This is a genomic window from Halarcobacter ebronensis (assembly GCF_013201825.1).
Lineage (GTDB): Bacteria > Campylobacterota > Campylobacteria > Campylobacterales > Arcobacteraceae > Halarcobacter > Halarcobacter ebronensis.
The window spans coordinates 1,075,085-1,094,755 of sequence record NZ_CP053836.1; the positions used below are offsets into that span (position 1 = coordinate 1,075,085).

Below are 19,671 nucleotides of genomic sequence, written 5' to 3' on the forward strand. Positions count from 1 at the left end.
TTGTGGCCAAGCATAACTTTTATTAAACATACATTTTATATAAAACACCCTTAAATTGTTTGATGATAATACATTTTATATATTACTCTTTCACCTTTAATAAATCCTATAATAAAGAAATTTATTTTAAATTTTGTTATAATAAACAAAATAAAAAAAGTGAAATAATATCATGGAAAGAAAATTAGCAATAAATATACTTGAAACATTTAAAAATAAAAATAAAGATAAGTACGGTATAGAAGCAATAGGACTATTTGGTTCTGTAGCTAGAAATGAAGCTAAAGATTCTAGCGATGTTGATATTTGTATAAAAACTTCCAAAACTGATTTGTTTACCATGGTTCATATAAAAGAAGAATTAGAAGAACTAATGTCAAGCCATATTGATATAGTAAGAGTAAGAGAAAAAATGAATCCTTTTTTAAAAAATAGAATAGAAAAAGAAGCTATATATGTATGACAAATCTTTAGTTTTTGAGATATTAAGTCAAGTAGAAAATTCAATACAAATTACGTTAAAAAGATTTGAAGTAGTTGATGATGTAGATTATTTTACTAATACATCAATAGGTATGGAAAAGCTTGATAGTATTTGTATGCAATTAATCGCAATAGGTGAAAGCTTAAAGAATATAGATAAAATTACAGATAAAGAGTTATTGGAAAAATATCCTCAAATAGATTGGAGAGGTGCAAAAGGAATGAGAGATATTATTTCTCATCACTACTTTGATATTGATGCAAAAGAGATATATGATGTTTGCGATAGCAAACTTGAAAGCTTACTCGAGACTATAAAACTTATAAAACAAGAGTTATAATACTAAAACTTTACAATCTGCAATATTTCAAACCCGCCCATTTTTTCTACGATATAGTTCAAAATCAATAAATTTTAAAAGGTACTCTTATGAATGATATATTTAATAGTAGTTTATAATGATGGAGAATTGAAACTAAAAGTTTCAATGAATAATGACTGTTTGGCTTAGTAGAAATCAATTATATGAGTTATTTGGACGAGATATAAAAACTATAGGGAAACATATCAATTAATGTATAAAAAAGAAGTTTATCATCTAGGGGCAAGTATAAAAGACCTTAGCAGATAATAGTTTCTCAAAGAGAGTGCAAGCACAAGGTATTTTCTAAGATAGATATAAGGGCAAATAATTTATTATCAAAACTAATTTAAAAGAGAAAATATGGCAGAACAACTAAAAAATGTATATACAAAAAACTATATAAAAAATTTGAGCGATAAAATTCAAAAACAGTATGAAGATTTTGATTCTTTAGGTTTTGAAAATGCAATTTTTGATAAATCATGGTCCTCTTTAGAGTTAAAACAAAGAATGCGGCATATAGCCACAACTCTAAATAAATTTTTACTTGTCTCTTATAAAAAGCAGCTTGAAATATTAAAAATAGTGTCAAAAGATTTTAGTGGTTTTGAAGCTATGTTCTTTCAAGATTTTGTTGAGGTTTTTGGTCTTGATGATTTTGAAAATTCAATGGTAGCATTAGAGGTTTTTACTATTGATTCAAGCTCTGAATTTGCAATAAGAGAGTTTATCTTAAGATATGAAGATAAAACAATGGCACAAATGAAACTTTGGGCAAAAGCAGATAATGAACATTTAAGAAGATTGGCAAGTGAAGGGTGTAGACCAAGACTTCCTTGGGCAGTAGCTTTGCCAAGTTTTAAACAAAATCCAATCAAAGTATTGGAAATAATAGAACTTCTAAAAAATGATAAAAGTAAATATGTTCAAAAAAGTGTGGCTAATAATCTAAATGATATTTCAAAAGATAATCCAGATATTTTAGTTAAGTTTCTTTTGGAAAATTATGGAAAAACAAAAGAGTTAAATTGGATTTGTAAACACGCCTCAAGAACACTTTTGAAACAAGGGGAAAAAAGAGTTTTAAAACTTTTTGGATATGAAGAGTTAAGTTCTGTAGAGGTTAAAAACTTCAGTGTTGACAAAGAGGTTGAACTACAAGAAGAGTTAAACTTCTCCTTTGAACTTGTTAGTTTTGAAGAGATTGGAAATGTTAGACTTGAGTATATTATTTATTATAAAAAAGCAAATAATAGGCATAATAAAAAGATTTTTATGATTACACAAAATAGAATAAAAACAAAAAATAAAACCTTTGTAAAAAAACAGAGTTTCAAAGATATGACAACAAGAAAACATTACAAAGGTGAACACTTTATCTCAATAGTTATAAATGGTAAAGAGGTAATAAAAAAGGAGTTTTTTCTTATATGACACCAGCAATTAATCTACTTAAAAAAAACAAAATAAAATTTGAAATACATAAATATGACCATGATCCAGCAAATACTGATTTTGGTAAAGAAGCAGTAGAGAAGTTAAATTTGGACGCAAACCAAGTCTTTAAAACACTTTTAGTTGAACTCTCTCCAAAGGAGTTAGTTGTTTGTGTAATTCCTGTCTCAAAAATGTTAAGCCTAAAAGATGTGGCAACTACATTTGGTACTAAAAAGGCACAAATGGCGAATAAAGATGAGGCACAAAAAGTAACAGGATACTTACTTGGTGGAATTTCACCTTTAGGACAAAAAAAGAGACTAAGAACAGCAGTTGATAGCTCTGCATTTTCATTTAAAACTATTTATATAAGTGGTGGTAAAAGGGGGCTTGATATTGAGCTCTCTGCAGATGAATTAAAAAAATTATTAAACGCAAAAGAGGCGAATATTAGTAATTAATATAAATTATACTTTTGTATATTATTTTAACAATCTTTTAATATTTTAAGTGTAGTATTATTATAAATGAATTTAAAAGGACATACCAATGGGTACCACATCATCTGATATGAATGCGATTTGTTCACAGCTGTTGACTCCTGAAGATTTAAAAATTTCAAATGAGTTATTCAGTGAAGTGATTGAAAATGTAATAGTTACAAATATAACTGACTATTTAGATTCAAAGAGTATAAAAATCTACTCAACATATCAACTTTTCCTCTCTTCTATAACCCCAATTTTGCATGATATTGGTTTTATGATTGTTGATGAAGTTACATATAATATCAGAAATGGTTCACAACTAATCTATGTATCTAGATTTAATCTAAGAATAAATGATAAAGAAGATATGAAAAAAATAGATAGTGCCAAAATAAACCTTGAAGCAATTATTACAAGGTGTCTAAAAGACCCTTCAGTTTTCCACTCAAAAGTATTCTCTTTAGTATTAAAACAAAATTTTGATTTTAGAAAATTGATGCTTGTAAAGGCTATAATTGAGTATTTAGACCAAGCTGTTCTTACAATAAATAGTGCAACTATGCTAAATACTCTTACAAGTCACCATGAGATAACAAAACTATTTGTTGACTACTTTTGTATTAAATTCAACCCAAAAGAGAAAAAAAGAGATGAGCTTTTAAAAAAGCTAGTTGAGAATATTGAAGAGAAAATAAAACAGATACCTCAAATAATGGATGATAGAATTTTAAAACTAACATTCTCTTTACTTCAATCATTGCTAAGAACGAACTTCTATTTAAATAAGGAGACAATCTCTTTTAAAATAGATACAAGAAGTTTTGCAGTAAATCTAAAAGGATTACAACCAAATTTAGAGAACTTTATTTTCCATCCAGATTTTTACGGAGTTCACTTAAGAATGAGTAATATTAGTAGGGGTGGTTTAAGATGGTCAGATCGACATGATGACTATAGACAAGAGGTAAAATCTTTAATGATTACCCAAGAGGGTAAAAACTCTATTATTATCCCTGATGGTTCTAAGGGTGGTTTTGTAATAAATAAGGACACTTCAAAGGTAACAAAAGAGTATTTTAATGAAATCTACTCAATGTATATCAATGCAAACCTTGATTTAGTTGACAATATGGTAAATGGTGAAGTTGTAAGAGATTCAAATATTGTGGCTTATGATGAAGATGACCCATATTTTGTTGTTGCAGCAGATAAAGGAACTGCTTCTATGAGTGATGTTGCAAATGAGATTGCAATTAGTAGAGGTTATTGGTTGGGTGATGCTTTTGCAAGTGGTGGAAGTAATGGTTTTGGACATAAAGATTTGGGTATTACTGCAAAAGGTGCATTAATGTCAACAAAAAGATTCCTAGTTGAGATGGGAATTGATATGTATAGAGATAGTATCTCTGTTGTTGGAATTGGTTCTATGAGTGGAGATGTATTTGGAAATGGTCTTTTAGAATCAGACAAATTTAAACTCTATGGAGCAATAGGGCACAAAGAGATTCTTATTGACCCAAATCCAGATTTGGAAGAGAGTTTTTTAGAGAGAAAAAGACTTTTTGAGTCAAAAAATGGGGGTTGGAGCAATTATGACCCAACTAAGATCTCTAAAGGTGGAGGAGTTTTTTTACGAAGTGACAAAGAGATAGAACTTAGTGAAGAGATTAAGAAACTATTTAAAACAAAGAAGAAGTATGTTACAGGAGAAGAGCTTTGTGTAATGCTTCTTACTATGGAAGTTGATATGCTTTTTAATGGTGGAGTTGGAACCTATGTAAAAGCAAGTGATGAAAACTCACTTGATATTGGGGATAAACAAAATGAAGCCGTTAGGGTTGATGCAACTGATATAAAAGCAAAAATTGTTTGTGAAGGTGGGAATCTAGGTTTCACTCAAAAAGCAAGAATAGAGTATGCTTTAAGTGGTGGTAGAATAAATATTGATGGAATTGATAATGCTGGTGGAGTTGATACCTCTGACCATGAAGTAAACTTAAAAATCTTACTAAACAATGTAAGTACCCATGAAAACTTATGTTCCCAAGAGAAACAAAGCACTTTAAGATCTATGACTGAACAAGTTGTAACTTTGGTTTTACAAAGTAATTATAATCAAGCTTTAGCAATTTCACTTGATGAGAAGTTCTCTAGAAAACACCAAAATGATTTTATTAGAGCAATTGAAGTTTTAGAAAACAATGTTGAAGCTTTTAATAGAGCCTCATTTTTTATTCCAAAAAATGAAAATATAAATGAAGTGGTTGATATTGAAGGTTCAATTGTCCGACCTGTTCTTTGCTCACTTTTGTCATACTCTAAAATTTTTATGAAAAAAATATTAATGCAGTCAACTCTAATTGATGAGCAGTTTGCTTTACAATATTTATATAGATACTTCCCAAAATCATTTATAAGTGCCTATGAACATGATATTTTAAATCACCCATTAAGAAGAGAGATTATTGCAACAAAAATGGCAGATGTGATTATAAACTCTCAAGGAATCACCTTTATTAGTGATTATGAGAAGTTAGGAAATGAGAGATTTTTACTTAAAATTCAATCATATCTTGTTGTAAAAAGACTTCTTGGTGGAAGAGATATTAGAGAAAAAATCTACTCTCAAGACTATATTATGGATATAGAGAGACAATATGATTTAATAAATAGATTAGAGTATATTTTATCAGCTAGTACAAGATGGATGGTTAAATATCTAAAGAAAAATCAGTTAGATTCAGCTCATATTTTAGACCATAAAGATGAGTTGTTCTCTCTTCTTGCACAAGTACATAAACAAAGAGTAGAAGTATTAATAGAAGATGATAGTGAGTTTAATCTATTCTTCTCTGTATTAGATTATCTAAGATTTGCAATTCCTGCAATTGTTATTAAAACAAATACAAATCACTCATTTAAAGATGTGGTTATAGTGTTTTATTCACTAATTCATGAGTTTAATATTTTAGATATTATTGTTGCCCTAAACAAAATAAAAATTGCAAATAAAAATGACTTAATTTTAAGAAACCAAGTCTTACAGTTTATAGAGTTTATAGTTGTTCATTACACTAAAAAAATATTAGCCTTCCAAAGGGTAAATGAAGAGCCAGAAATTGCCTTCTCAAACTTTATAAACAATGAAAAAGAGACTTTCTTTAAAGTAAGAGAGACATTAGATATTTTTATGACTAGAGAGAATAAAGATATTAAAGAGGTTGCAGTTACAGTTAACCAAATTATGGTCTCTTTATTATAAAAATTGAGACTTTTAAAAAGTTAATTGGCATATATTTTACTAAGTATTATAATCTTGACTTATAAATATTATTTTAAGTTTTGATGTGATACCCTTTCCAAAAAAGGAGTTCTTATGAAAAGTAATATGGATGATGAATTATCTTTAGATAAAATTGATGATTATAATGGGAAAGAGACAAAAGAGAAAAAAAGAACAGTTCTTTATGTTGTTATTTTTTGTCTTTTAGTTGGTGCATTATTTGCTGTTATCAAATATACAAATCAAGTTGATGATTACGTAGGAACTCCAGAAGCTCCTGGAATTTCAACAACTAAAAACTAACAAAGGGTGTTTTAACACCCTTTTTCTGACATTTGTCTTAAATAATTTTAATTAAGTTTTAGGTTATTTTACTATAATTTTTAAAATAATAGAAAGCATATAATAATGAGATACACTCTTATACTACTAAATATTTTCATATCTATTTTTTTTGTTGCTTGTACAACACAAAAGAGTTTAGATGAAAAGATGATAAAAAATACTAAGAGTAAATCTTATGTTTCTAAAAAGTCTATTTTAGGGGACAAAAAGGTGACTGTTGGATATATTGAATATGTTTCTCTTCCCGCTTTTAATCTAACCTATAAAGCAAAAATTGATACAGGTGCAACAACAACTTCAATTCATGCTTTTGATATTATTGAGTTTGAAAAAGATGGCAAAAAATGGGTTAAATTTAAACTTGATGATACAAAAGGTGGTTTAATAGAAGAATCTCTTCCTGTTGAAAGAGTTGTTCATATAAAAAGACATGGTGTAGAAAACCAAGAGAGATATGTGGTTAAAATGCAATTAAAACTTGGTAAGACAACCCAAATTATCGATGTTTCTTTGACTAATAGAACTAAATTCAAATATCCTATTTTGATAGGAAAAAACTATTTACATGGACATATGATTGTTGATGTATCAAAAAAATTTCTCACATCTTTAGATGAAAAATAGATAGTTAGGTTATTTATAAAAAAGATTGTTAGTTTTGATTATTAATTGACAATTAATTGTTAGTTAGTAGAATTTGGCATTAATCTAAAGGTTCTTAGGTATATGTTTAACTCTTTTTTTGAATACCATAATAAAACAAAACACTCATACTATTCAGTAAGAAGTTTTCCCAACAGACTTGATTGGGACAATCAGCCAAGCGCTTTTAAGTCTTATCCTAAAGAGTTTAAAAAAATAGAACTTGATTTGGAAAAAGAGAATCATAGTTTTATCTACTATATTGCTGGAATTACAGCTAAAAAGAGCTATCCAGGAGTTGAATATTATTTAAGAGTAAATCCAAGTGCTGGAGCACTATATCCAAATGAAATCTATTTTCAAAGCAGAAACAATAAAGATATAGAAGATGGGATTTATCACTTTGATATTGCAAGTTCTTCCATAACCCTTCTTAAAAAAATCAAACAAGATGGAGTTGAGTCATATTTTGGTTTGAACAAGAAAACAGAAGGTTTTATTTTTCTACTCTCTTCCATATATTATAGAAGTTCATGGAAGTACAAAAATAGAGCTTTTAGATATTGTCTTTTAGATGCGGGACATCTTTTGGGTTGCTTAGAGATCTCTTCTTATATACATAATAAAGAGTATGAAATAAAATATGATTTTGATAAAAAGGGGTTAAATGCTCTGTTTTCTTTTGATAATAAAGAGTTTTTTACCTCCTCTTTTTTGATAACTAAATCTTTAGACCAAGAGGTTTTAGAACTAAAACTTGATTTGCCAACCATTGATGGAAGTTATTATTTTGAAGAAAATCAGATGATTGAGAGTGCTTATAAAGAGTCTTTAAATCTTTTAAATCCAAAAGAAGAGAGTCAAAAACCAAGTTTTAATTTTAGTAAAAACTATTTCAAAGAGGTAGTTTTAAAAAGAAGATCAATTAGAGAGTTTGCAAAACAAAGTATTAGCAAAATAGAGTTTGAGACAATAATGAAACTTTTAAATGAACCAATTCCTTCAGATTGTAATGAAACGTTGGATATCTATTGCGTTATAAATAGAGTTGAAAAGATGAAATTAGGACTTATTAAAAATGGTGAATATATCAAAGAGGGTGATTTTATGAGCAAAGCAGGCTATCTTTGTCTAGAACAAGATTTAGGTAAATCCTCTGCTGTAACCTTTTTTATAACTTCAAATTCAAACAATTATCAAGCAATGTATCAAAAAGCAGGAATACTTGGTCATAGATTATATTTAGTTTCAAATTACTTAAAAATAGGCTGTAGTGGTATTGGTGCCTATTATGATGATGAAGTTTGTGAGTTTTTAGGGGAATATACACAGGTTTTATATGCACTTGCCATAGGAAAATAAAGAAAAAAAGTGTAAAATTATTTATAAATTTCCTAAGGAAACAAATGGACTCAAAGAAAATAACTTTTTGTAATTTCTCAACAATTTTATCTATATGTCTGATTTTTTATATTCTTACCTCTTTTTACCTAGATTACACAAATACACAAGCAGAGATTTATAACAAAGATGATTTTTTATTAAAAATTATCTTTTTGGGTATTCTTTTTGCTATGGTTACTTTTTTATATACAATTTTTAAATACTACAAAAATAGATATTTAGAAAAACAAATTGAACAAAGAACAAAAGATTTGGTAGATGAAAATGAGAGATTAAAAACTAACTCACATTTAGATCCTTTAACCCAGTGTTTAAATGAAAAGTTTTTTATGAAAAGATTTAAAGAGGAGTTTAGGAGAGCAATTAGGGAAAAACAGTATATCTCCTTGCTTATTGTAAATATTGATGAGTTTAAAGCCTTTAATGATATTTATGGAGAAAATGAAGGGAATGAGTGTTTAAAGATGATTTCAAATATTTTGGTAAATCATTGTAATAGACCTGTTGATTTAGTAGCAAGATTTAATGGAGATGAGTTTTATATTCTTTTGCCTAATACAAAAGAGCCAAAAGGGGTATCTAAAAGATGTATTGAAGCAGTAAAATCTCTAAATATTCCCCATGATAACTCGATTGCTTCAAATGTTCTTACCATTAGTATTGGAACAGCTACTTTTATTCCTGATGATGTGGAACATATGAAAGATTTGATAATAATGGCAAAAGAGTCGTTAAAAAGGGCAAAAATTGGGGGAAGAAATAGGGTTTATTAGTATATAAAACAGAGATTTCTCTCTATTTTATATAGTTCTCTTTTGAGTCTTTTGTATCTAACTCTTGTCCAATCTCTTGATATCTTTTAAAATAATATTTTACAAAAGAGTGAAGTTTATGATTTACTGGCATAAAATATTTTCCATCTTTTTTTGCAAATCTAGTTAAAAATTCTGTTGCATCTTTTTTATCTAGATAATGGTTTGCAAGTTCTGTATAGGTTTTAATATACCATTCTTTTAATCTCTCATATTTAACTGAAGAGATATCTAATGTTAACTCCTCATCTCCCCAATTTAAGATTTTAGTCTCAAATAGTGCAGTTAGATGAATTAACCCTTCGCAATAGTATGGTTGTACTTCATCAACTTCCATCCAACCAATTAGTCCAACAGCTCTTTTAATAGTATCCATTAATACTTGCTTTTCTAAATCTTTTTCATCATTTGATTCATCTAAAAAGAAAGAGATAAGACCACCTGTTGTAGCTTTAAACTCCTCTATATTTTTGAAGTTTCCTGTTTTGTTCATTACTGATTCTGTATCTTCATCGCACCATAAAATATGTCCATACTCATGTCCAATAGTTGTAATGTCATATACTTGATGCCAAGCTTCATCTTCATTAAATAAAAACATTCTATCTTCAGATAAAAACTTTTGTCCAAATATCTCTTGGCTTAGTTTTAAAAATGGTTTTGCTCTGCTTGTTTGTAAAATTTCATCTGCAAATGCAAAGATTTTTTTACCCTCTTCTTTTGATACAACTTCATCATTTGGAACAACTTGAGCTGAAAACAGACCATTAAATTCTGCACCAAAAAACAAAGCAGGTCTTCCAATATATAGTTGAACTTTATCCAAAGATTTCAAAGAGAAATTATAAGTATTTTCATAACCCTCTTTTTTCTCTATCTCATTAAAAATCTTTTTAAAAGCAGATTTTATTTTGTTTACCCTATGGTCGTTTTGGGCAAATTTTGGATTAGTTAATCTAATATCCCACTCTAAGGCAACTGCTTTTCTAAAGTGGTCCTCATAATATTCCAATGGGTGACCTATTTGAACAGGAGATTTTATCTTCATCCAAGCTCTATCAACATCAGCCCATCTCTCCACAAGTTTATGGTTTTGCTCTTCACTAAAGGCTTTGATTAGATTTTGAATATATAAAATATAGTTCCATTTTTCATCATAAATCTCATCTTCAAGCTCAATTAAACTCTCTTCAAACTTTTCAAGTGCATCAATTACAGCTGTAGTTTGCTCTTTAAAAGCTTTGATATATGCTTTTGAAGAGTATTTCCCATCTTCAAGTACAAGTGCAGAGTAAGACCTGTCAGCAACAATTCCATTATGTCCCAAATCAAATAAAGAGTTCTCTTCTAAATATTCATAAACTTTTTTTTCATTTCCATCAAACATCTCTAAAAGTTCTTTATTTATTCCATTTATAATATGAGCTGTCCATGAACTTTGCCAAGATGACATCTTTAGACCAACTTCATAAACACCTTCAAATACTGCTTGATAAAAGGGTGTTAAAAGGTTATTTGTTTTTATATAGTTGATTGTATTTTTATGTTTGTCATGCCAAAAGTCTCTTACAAAAATATAGGCTTTTTCTTGTAGTTCTATTATCTCTTTTTCATTTTTTCCTAGTTTTTTTAGAACTTGCACTAAAGAGTCATCTCTTAGATTTACCAATCTTGTAATAAGTGCAACTCTTAAATCATCTTTCATATATAGACCTAAAGCTTTTGCAAAGTCTTCAATTATAGTAAGTTTTTCAAACTCACCCTTTTCTAAATAGATTATATGCTTGTTTACATTATTTTTTTGTGTATCAAAAAAGTCATAAACTTCTACTAAATCATTTAAAAATTTGTCATTATTCAAAATTTTTCCTTCAATATATAGTCAAACATAGTCTATCAATTTTGTGCTTGTTATTGAATAAGATTTTGCTTCTTTATTAACTCTTTTAAGATATATAAAATAATAAATATTCCTAAAATAATAAGAGAAAGTAAATTTTTCATGGAAAATTCTTTTTTTGTTTGTTATATTATAAATAATAATCGAAGAAATGAAGATATACAAAGTTGTTAAAAGATATAATTCTGTTTTTATGCATGAAATATAATAGAAAGGGGTTTATGGTTTTTGTTCATTCACGTTTTAGAATTCTAAAAGGTGGTAAAATTAGTTTAATTGTGTGTTCTTTACTTTGTTCATCTACACTTACATTTGCAGCACCAACTGGTGGGAAGGTGACTTCAGGGGCTGCTACAATAAGTCAAAATGGTAATATCACCAATATTAATCAAACTACTAATAAAGCAACAATTAATTGGCAGAACTTTTCTATTTCACAAAATGAAATAGTTAATTTTAATCAGCCAAATGCTAATGCTATTACACTAAATAGAGTTGTTGGAAATGAAAAAAGTATTATCAACGGGGCATTAAATGCAAATGGTCAAGTTTGGATACTAAACTCAAATGGTGTTTTATTTGGAAAAAATGCAAGTATTAATACAAGTGGTTTATTAGCAACTACCGCAAAACTTTCTGATGGTGATTTTAATATAGGAAATTATAATTTCAAAAATGCAACAGCAAACTCAATAATTAATCAAGGAACAATTGAAGTAATAAACAATGGCTCAGTGATACTAGCTTCAAATGAAGTTATAAATGAAGGAATAATAAAAGCAGTAAGAGGAAATATCCATTTAGTAGGAGCAGACTCTTATTCAATTAATCTAAATGGAAACTCCTTAGTTGACCTTAGCGTAGATAAAGGTGTACTTGATGCAATGGTTTCAAACTCTGGAACAATATTAGCTGATGGTGGAAAAGTTTACCTTACAACAAATGCAGTAGATGAATTATTAAAAGGAGTTGTAAACAATACTGGTATCGTTGAGGCAAATAGTATTGATGATATAACAGGACACATAGAGATTTTTGCCCATGGCGGTGAAGCTTTAATTGATGGAACCATTAATGCAAAAGGTGGTTTTATTGAAACATCTGGTTCAAAAATAAATTTTTCTGATAACTTTATCATTAATGCAGGCAAAGGTGGAACATGGCTTATTGATCCCAATAATATAAAAATTGTATCTGATTCAACTGCTGAAGCAAATGTAGACTCTTCGGGTGCACCATTATATATATCTTTAGATGATACAACTATTTTACGTGCATCCACAGTTGAAAGTCAATTAAATAATGGAACCAATGTAATTATTGAAACAGGTGAAGCGGGAACAAATTCACAAGATGGTGATATTTTTTTACAAACAAGTATCAATAAAACTTCAGGTGCAGATGCAACTTTAACTTTAAAGGCACATAGAAATATATTTTTTGCAGATGATTATCAAAGCCCAACATCACTTGGTAGTATTTCAAGTACAAGTAATAGCTTAAATGTAGTTTTATGGTCAGATAGTGATGGAAATAGTGATGGTTCAATATGGTTACCTGAAGGTTCAAGTATTTCATCAAATGGTGGGCATGTTTGGTTAGGCGGGGGAGCTGGTTCTTCAACATGGAATGGCTTAACAGTTGGGAACTCCTCTGCTGTTGGAAGTAGCTTTTCTTCTTCTGAGGGAAATGCAATAGCAAGAGGTGTTTCAATAAATGGAAATATTTTTGCCAATGCAGATAGTTTTGGTGGAGATATTTTTATAAAAGGACTAGCTAGTACATCAAGTCATTATACAAGTGCTAGAGGAGTTTCTATATCAGGTTCTGTTACAACAAACTATAATGGAAATATAAGTATAGAAGGTAAAGCAAAAGGTGGTTCTGATGCTGTAGCTATTGGAGACACATCTTCTGCTTTAACTGATGGATCAGCTATTTTAAGAGTTAATAATGGAACTATTTTTATAAATGGATATTCAAATCAAGGAAATACTTCAAGTGATTCTATCTATTTGAACAATGGGTCTTATATAGAAAGTACAGGAACAGGAACACTTATAATAGATGCAAATGATGATGAAATATCTGCCGATTCTACTTCATATATTAAAATTGCTAATTTATTGTTAAAAAATGGTTTCACTACAACTTTAACTAATTCTAATAATGATATAAAAACACTAGCTGCTACAGGGATGACTTCTTTAACATATAGCGATTCAAATGATATTACAATTGGTACAATAAATGGAGTTGATGGAATAACAGCTAATGGTGATGTTGAACTTTTAGCTTCTGATATCTTTGTTAAAAAACCTATTTCAAATGGTTCAAATACCCTAAATCTAAATGCCACTGGAAATATATATTATATTTCAGATGAATCTGAAAATACAGATAATTCGTATTCAATTAATGCATATAGTTATTATACAATTAAAAATTTTCCAAATTTTGATAATATAAAGAATAAATCAATATCTTTAGTTGATAATTTAATTAATAATTTAGTTGATTTATCTAATACAGTAGAAAATGCTATATATACAGATTTAAGCACTCCTAATGAGATTTTGCCTAAAGATACAACAGAAAAAAATATTAATTCAAATAAGCCAATTATAAATTCAAATAAAAACCTAATAGAACAAAGTACAAATTCAAGTAATCAAAGTGAAAGTTCAAGTAAAAATGTAACAGAACAAAAAACAGATTTCATGGTTTTAAATAGGGAGTCTAATACAAATTCAATTGACCAAAATAGTAACTCTAGTAGTATAGCTGAAAATTCAAATGAAAATTCAGAAGAACAAAAAACAGATGCAAGTGAAGAAACTATAGATTCAGCTAACACAAGTCAAAGTTCAAATTATGATAAAACAGAAGAAAATACAATCCAGTTAGGTGAGGCACAAATAGAAATAGATGTTGATGAAAATGGGGAAATAGTATATAGTAAATCTCAAATTGAAGTAAAAGTCAATAAAAATGGAAAATTAGCATTTGGTGATAATTCAAGTGATGTATTAGAAACAATGGGACTAGCAATCAAAGATATTGCGATAAGAAAAAACAGAATCAAAATTGATATACTTGATAAAAAAGCAAATACAAACTATAGTGCAAGTTTTGCAGAAGGTACGCCTTTAATAAATGATTTTGTAATTAACACTAAAACAGGAAAAATAAGAGGAACTTTACCTAAAAATGCAAGTGAAGTTTCAGTTCTTGTAAAAGCTATAAGTGAAGATAAAACTGTTAGAGTTGTAAGTTTAAAAATAAAATTGGATTCATTGAAATCAAATATCAACTAAAAGAGTAAGGACTAAATGTGAATAATAAAAAGTATATATTTATATTTGTATTTTTAATATTATGTATTATTGGATTTATATATTATAAGCTTGAATATTCAAAAAATACTTTTGCCCAAATAGTTTCTAAAGTAGGAACTGTTAACATAGTTGATAAAAATGGAAAAGTGCTATCAGAAATAGAAGAGGGGTATAAATTAGAAAATGGTGAATTCCTTGAAACAAAGGATAACTCTTCTGTAACAATAAGGTTTGTAGATAACTCAATTGCAATTATTTCAGAAAATTCATTAGTTTCTATGAGTAAATTAATATATGATGAATCTTCTAAACAATCTATTTCAAATATACTACTTCTAAAAGGGAAAATAGAATCAAATGTTACAGATCAAGAAACTTTTGGTTCAGAGTATAAAGTAACTACTCCCACACTGCAATTGGCAGTTAGAGGAACTATTTTCAATGTTCATCTTGGAGAAAAAGATACAAAAGCTTTTGTAACAGAAGGGAAGATATTAGTCTCAAATGAAAAATCATCTTTACTTCTAAAAACTGGATACGGTATAGTTGTAGATGAAACAAATGAGTTAGGCTCTCCTATTGCACTGTTAAGCAAACCTTTGATTGATATAAATGAACTAAATGTTGAATACTATAAAAAATATTTGTCGTGGCAAAAACTTGAAAATGCAGAAAAATATCATGTTCAAATCTACTCTATTTCAAACTATGATTCACTTGTTTATGATAAGTATATCAATGAAACAGAACTAAATATAGATAGTTTAAAAAATGGAAAATACAAAATAGATATAATAGCAGTGGACAAATATGGTTTAGAAGGATTTAAACTAGAAGAGTTTTTTGAAGTAAATTCAAATCCTATACCTCCTATTGTAAATGCTCCTATTAATAATGAGAAATCTAAAAAGATTTTATTTTCTTGGAAAAAGTCTGATGAAGCAGATAAATATATACTTGAAATCTCAAAAACTAGAAGTTTTGAGAAAATATTAATTAGAGTAAATAATTTAAATGCTACTTTAGAGGAGATCTCTTTACCTCTTCAAAAAGGTGAATATTTTATAAGAATGTCAAGTATTGATATTTCAAAAAATAAAGGTCCTTATAGTACAATTTATCCTTTTAAAGTAGATGAAAAATGAGAAAATCAGATACTATTTATTGGTCAAGTAACTTTTGGATAGTTATCTTATCATTAGGTCTGGCATATGTATTTTCATTTAGTTCTGCCTATGATAATCTAAAAAACTATTTTAATGATACTTTACAATATTTAGCATCTGATGAGAAATACTTTAGCGATTCAGTAGTTGTAGATATAAACAATAGTTCACTAAAAATGCTAGAAAAAGATTTTGGACATTGGCCTTATACAAGAGATAAATATGTATTAATAATTGAGTTTTTACAATCAATGAATGTAGAAAAAATCGTATTTGATATCAACTTTGCAGATCCAAGAGTTGGTGATGATATTTTTAAAAAAACTATTGCAAAGTATAATAATGTATTTTTTGTAACTAGCGCATTAAAAGAAACTATTCCAATGAACACAGAAGATAAAAAGAAGTTAAAAGAGATCTCTTGGGGATTAGATTCAGATATGCCTGCACTAAAATACAAAAGTTTACTTCTCCCCCACGAGAATTTACTTAACAAAGATACAATTTACAAACTAGGAATAACTTCTGTTTTAGAGGATAGTGATGGCTTAATTAGGTCAATTCCTATGTTATACAATGTTGATTCATATTTATTTCCATCTTTGCTTTTAAGAATCCAGTTTCCCCATATTAATATTCCTAATATTAAATATAATACAAAAACAAATGAACTTATAACAGATAAAAGAGTATTTTATACAGATAAACAAAATAGAATAAAACTTTTTTATCCTAAAAATGCAAACTCAATCATATCAATCCCTTTTTACAAAATAAGTGAAGTGGCTTTAAATAAGAAAACTATCTCAAATAACAACTTCTTTAGAGGAAAAACAGTTTTTATAGGAAGTTCTGCTTTCTTATCTGATAGAATCAATACTCCAAAAGGGGCTATGTCAGGTTCATATTTACTTGCAATTGCCTATGAATCAATAAAAAATAATCTATTATTAAAAGATAATAATAAAATTGTAAATGGTATTTTCTTGCTTATATCTGTTTTATTCTCTTTATATTTAAGTACAAGAAAAGAGCTATACAAGAAGAGTGTATTTATTACTACTGCTTTAGCTATTATTTCAAGCTTTGTTTTAGGCATTTTATTTTTGAGATTTTTTCATTTAGAAACTAACTTGTTTTTTGCCATATTAGTTATTGTATTTACTATAGTATCTACAGTGATAACTTTTCAAATCTCTTTATCTAAGTACAATAAAAAGTTAATTGATGAAACCAAAAAGTTATACAATGAAGCAAATTGTGATACTTTAACAGGTCTTTTAAATAGACGAGGATTTGATGAACAATATAATAAATATAAAGAGATTATTGCAAAAGCTAAATCTTCACAGAGTGCTTGTTTTGCAGTTTGTGATTTAGACCACTTCAAAAGGGTAAATGATACTTATGGACACGATATTGGAGATGTGGTTTTAGAAAAGTTTGCAAACCTTCTTAAAAAGCATTTGAGAGACAATGATATTCCTGTTAGATGGGGAGGAGAAGAGTTCATAATCTTACTTAGAGATACAAACATAGATGAATCAATCATTGTATTAAATAGAGTAAGAGAAATATGTGAGAAAATGGAAATAAATACGCCTCAAGGTATTTTAAAAGTTTCTGTAAGTATTGGTGTTACACTTATAGATGACTTCTCTAATCCTATTGATTTATATATGAAAAAAGCTGACCTTGGATTATACCAAGCAAAAAGAATAGGTAGAAATAAAGTCTGTATAGGATAATTAATTAGCACTTTAAACTAAAAAGTGCTAAAAAATATAAAAACTTTAGCTTCCTTTTATAAAGTTGTGATAAAATTGCTTCATTAGAAATTTAATTTACAAAAGAATTTGTGGCACATATTGCTTTAGCAATTTGTCCCCTTTCTTAAAAAAAAGGAGAAATAACTAATGGCAAAACATCAATTTCAAACAGAAGTAGGTCAACTATTACATTTGATGACTCACTCACTATATTCAAATAAAGAGATTTTTATAAGAGAGCTTGTGTCAAATGCAAGTGATGCGATAGATAAGCTAAACTATTTAAAACTAACCGATGAGAATATGAAATTAAAACTACCAGAAAATTGGTCTGGTCAAATCAATATCAAGCTAGATGAAAAAGATAAATCTATTACGATTTCTGATAATGGTATTGGTATGAATGAAGAGGATTTAATAGCTTCAATTGGTACAATTGCAAAATCAGGAACTAAATCATTTGTTGAAAATTTAACAGGTGATGCTAAAAAAGATTCAAATCTTATTGGTCAATTTGGAGTTGGATTTTATTCTGTATTTATGGTTGCAGATAATGTTGATGTAATCTCAAAAAAAGCAGGTGAAGATACAGCATACAAATGGTCAAGTACAGGTACAGGAGAGTTTGATTTAAATCCTTGTATAAAAGATGAAAATGGTACAGTTATCTATATCAAACTAAAAGATGATGAAGTAGATGATTATACTTCAAAATATAGAGTTGAAACTATTGTTAAAAAATACTCTAATCATATTGCATATCCAATCTTCTTAAACTATAGCGAAGAGGTAACTGAAAAGTTAAGTGAAGAGGATAAAAAAGCAGGAAAAGAGCCTAAAAAAACAATAGAGAATAAAAGAGAAAAAGCAAATGAAGCAACAGCTTTATGGACTCAACCAAAAGCAAAACTAAAAGATGAAGATTATAATGAGTTTTATAAATCTATCTCTCATGATTCTCAAGATCCAATGCTTACAATTCATACAAAAGCAGAGGGTGTAAGTGAATATACTACACTTTTTTATATTCCTAAAACTGCTCCAATGGATATGTACAGAGCTGACTATCAACCAGGAGTTAAACTATATGTAAAAAGAGTATTTATAACTGATAGCGAAAAAGAGCTTCTACCTACTTATCTTAGATTTGTAAGGGGTATTATTGATAGTGAAGATCTGCCACTAAATGTTAGTAGAGAGATTCTACAAGAAAATAGAGTAATGGCAAATATAAAACAAGCTTCAATCAAAAAAATTCTAAGCGAGATTAAAAAACTAGCTAAAGATGAAGAGAAATACAAAGAGTTTGTTGCTCAATATAACAGACCTTTAAAAGAGGGTGCATATCAAGATTTCACAAATAAAGAGCTTCTTTTAGAGCTACTTAGATTCAAATCTTCTAAACTAGAAAAAGGTGAAATGACTTCATTAGAAGCTTATAAAGATAGAGCAAATAGTGAACAAAAAGCTATCTATTATATTATAGGTGAAAATGAAAATATCCTAAGAAACTCTCCACTTTTAGAGAGTTATAAGAAAAATGATATTGAAGTTTTAATTTTAGATGATAAAGAGATAGATGAGATTATTACTCCAATGTATGGAGCATTTAAAGAGTGGGAATTTAAAGATATTACTGCTTGTGAAGCACCAAAAGTTGAACAAACAGAAGAAGAGAAAAAAGAGGTTGAAGAGAAGTTCAAAGATATAACTGAAAAAATCAAAGCAGCTTTAGGTGAAGCTGTAAAAGAGGTAAAAGTTACAACTAGACTTTCAAGCTCTCCATCTTGTGTTGTAAAAGATGCAGGTGATGCACAAATGGCTCAAATGATGCAAATGATGAGAGCTATGGGACAAGAGATGCCAGAATCAGCTCCAATTTTAGAGATTAACCCTGACCATGAAATCGTTACCAAACTAAAAAATGTAAGTGATGAAAAAATGGTAGAGGATGTATCTTGGGTACTACTTGACCAAGCTAAATTAAGTGAAGGTATGGAGATTACTGATACTGTGGCATTCGCTCAAAGATTATCAAGAATCACTGCAAAAGCCCTATAAAAAAATGATTCTCTAACGCCATTTTTTAAAAATCTTGGCGTTGGAGAAATTTTTGCTTAGTCATTTACTGCAGTAAACTCCTTTCTCAAAAATTTATCCGCCTTAATCTTCCTAAAAACTAGCATTGTAGAATCATTTTTTTTAAATAAAATAGAATTATTTTAATCTAACTAGCTCT

Annotated in this window: 14 protein-coding genes; 13 read left to right on the top strand and 1 reads right to left on the bottom strand. The window is 28.3% G+C overall.

Annotation, left to right across the window (positions count from 1 at the left end; translation table 11 throughout):
• Positions 1–172: 172 nt before the first annotated feature.
• From AEBR_RS05280 to AEBR_RS05320, 9 genes are all read left to right on the top strand, one after another.
• Complete coding sequence (locus tag AEBR_RS05280) at positions 173–463, top strand: nucleotidyltransferase family protein (protein WP_129087238.1); 291 nt, start codon at positions 173–175, stop codon at positions 461–463.
• Positions 456–824 carry a HepT-like ribonuclease domain-containing protein gene (locus AEBR_RS05285; protein WP_129087239.1) on the top strand — a complete coding sequence of 123 codons (369 nt, stop codon included), beginning with the start codon at positions 456–458 and terminating at the stop codon, positions 822–824. The genes AEBR_RS05280 and AEBR_RS05285 overlap by 8 nt, the downstream gene beginning before the upstream one ends.
• A 384-nt stretch (positions 825–1,208) precedes the next feature.
• Positions 1,209–2,282 (top strand): DNA alkylation repair protein, encoded by a 1,074-nt coding sequence (locus AEBR_RS05290; RefSeq protein ID WP_129087240.1) that lies wholly within the window; start codon positions 1,209–1,211, stop codon positions 2,280–2,282.
• The gene (gene ybaK / locus AEBR_RS05295) at positions 2,279–2,746 is read left to right on the top strand and encodes a Cys-tRNA(Pro) deacylase (protein WP_128982752.1); all 468 of its coding nucleotides are present in this window, start codon (positions 2,279–2,281) and stop codon (positions 2,744–2,746) included. The genes AEBR_RS05290 and ybaK overlap by 4 nt, the downstream gene beginning before the upstream one ends.
• A gap of 88 nt (positions 2,747–2,834) precedes the next feature.
• Positions 2,835–6,035: an NAD-glutamate dehydrogenase domain-containing protein gene (locus tag AEBR_RS05300; protein WP_129087241.1), complete on the top strand. Its 3,201-nt coding sequence runs from the start codon at positions 2,835–2,837 to the stop codon at positions 6,033–6,035.
• A gap of 114 nt (positions 6,036–6,149) precedes the next feature.
• Entirely contained in the window at positions 6,150–6,359 is a 210-nt protein-coding gene (locus tag AEBR_RS05305; protein WP_128982756.1) for a hypothetical protein, read from the top strand.
• Positions 6,360–6,464: 105 nt separating this feature from the next.
• On the top strand, positions 6,465–7,025 hold the full coding sequence (locus AEBR_RS05310) for an ATP-dependent zinc protease family protein (RefSeq protein WP_129087242.1): 561 nt from the start codon (positions 6,465–6,467) through the stop codon (positions 7,023–7,025).
• Positions 7,026–7,127: 102 nt separating this feature from the next.
• On the top strand, positions 7,128–8,405 hold the full coding sequence (locus AEBR_RS05315; RefSeq protein WP_129087243.1) for a SagB family peptide dehydrogenase: 1,278 nt from the start codon (positions 7,128–7,130) through the stop codon (positions 8,403–8,405).
• A gap of 44 nt (positions 8,406–8,449) precedes the next feature.
• Positions 8,450–9,220 (top strand): GGDEF domain-containing protein, encoded by a 771-nt coding sequence (locus AEBR_RS05320; RefSeq protein ID WP_129087244.1) that lies wholly within the window; start codon positions 8,450–8,452, stop codon positions 9,218–9,220.
• Between the two features lie 22 nt (positions 9,221–9,242).
• Here the strand turns inward: AEBR_RS05320 and ciaB are convergent, their stop codons facing one another.
• Positions 9,243–11,120, bottom strand: a complete 1,878-nt coding sequence (gene ciaB, locus AEBR_RS05325) for an invasion protein CiaB (protein ID WP_129087245.1) — start codon at positions 11,118–11,120, stop codon at positions 9,243–9,245.
• 236 nt (positions 11,121–11,356) lie between these two features.
• On the opposite strand from ciaB, the gene AEBR_RS05330 reads away from it, so the two are divergent.
• The 4 genes from AEBR_RS05330 (at position 11,357) to htpG (ending at position 19,493) form a co-directional block, all read left to right on the top strand.
• Complete coding sequence (locus tag AEBR_RS05330; RefSeq protein ID WP_172658856.1) at positions 11,357–14,476, top strand: two-partner secretion domain-containing protein; 3,120 nt, start codon at positions 11,357–11,359, stop codon at positions 14,474–14,476.
• Between the two features lie 17 nt (positions 14,477–14,493).
• The gene (locus AEBR_RS05335) at positions 14,494–15,642 is read left to right on the top strand and encodes a FecR family protein (protein ID WP_129087246.1); all 1,149 of its coding nucleotides are present in this window, start codon (positions 14,494–14,496) and stop codon (positions 15,640–15,642) included.
• Complete coding sequence (locus AEBR_RS05340) at positions 15,639–17,411, top strand: diguanylate cyclase (protein WP_129087247.1); 1,773 nt, start codon at positions 15,639–15,641, stop codon at positions 17,409–17,411. Before AEBR_RS05335 ends, AEBR_RS05340 begins: the two co-directional genes overlap by 4 nt.
• A 168-nt stretch (positions 17,412–17,579) precedes the next feature.
• Positions 17,580–19,493 carry a molecular chaperone HtpG gene (htpG, locus tag AEBR_RS05345; RefSeq protein WP_172658857.1) on the top strand — a complete coding sequence of 638 codons (1,914 nt, stop codon included), beginning with the start codon at positions 17,580–17,582 and terminating at the stop codon, positions 19,491–19,493.
• The last annotated feature ends 178 nt before the right edge of the window (positions 19,494–19,671 follow it).

Coding starts and splice junctions, on each gene's coding strand:
- AEBR_RS05280 (WP_129087238.1), top strand. CDS start 173: ATGGAAAGAAAATTAGCAATAAATATACTTGAAACATTTAAAAATAAA.
- AEBR_RS05285 (WP_129087239.1), top strand. CDS start 456: ATGTATGACAAATCTTTAGTTTTTGAGATATTAAGTCAAGTAGAAAAT.
- AEBR_RS05290 (WP_129087240.1), top strand. CDS start 1,209: ATGGCAGAACAACTAAAAAATGTATATACAAAAAACTATATAAAAAAT.
- ybaK (WP_128982752.1), top strand. CDS start 2,279: ATGACACCAGCAATTAATCTACTTAAAAAAAACAAAATAAAATTTGAA.
- AEBR_RS05300 (WP_129087241.1), top strand. CDS start 2,835: ATGGGTACCACATCATCTGATATGAATGCGATTTGTTCACAGCTGTTG.
- AEBR_RS05305 (WP_128982756.1), top strand. CDS start 6,150: ATGAAAAGTAATATGGATGATGAATTATCTTTAGATAAAATTGATGAT.
- AEBR_RS05310 (WP_129087242.1), top strand. CDS start 6,465: ATGAGATACACTCTTATACTACTAAATATTTTCATATCTATTTTTTTT.
- AEBR_RS05315 (WP_129087243.1), top strand. CDS start 7,128: ATGTTTAACTCTTTTTTTGAATACCATAATAAAACAAAACACTCATAC.
- AEBR_RS05320 (WP_129087244.1), top strand. CDS start 8,450: ATGGACTCAAAGAAAATAACTTTTTGTAATTTCTCAACAATTTTATCT.
- AEBR_RS05330 (WP_172658856.1), top strand. CDS start 11,357: ATGAAATATAATAGAAAGGGGTTTATGGTTTTTGTTCATTCACGTTTT.
- AEBR_RS05340 (WP_129087247.1), top strand. CDS start 15,639: ATGAGAAAATCAGATACTATTTATTGGTCAAGTAACTTTTGGATAGTT.
- htpG (WP_172658857.1), top strand. CDS start 17,580: ATGGCAAAACATCAATTTCAAACAGAAGTAGGTCAACTATTACATTTG.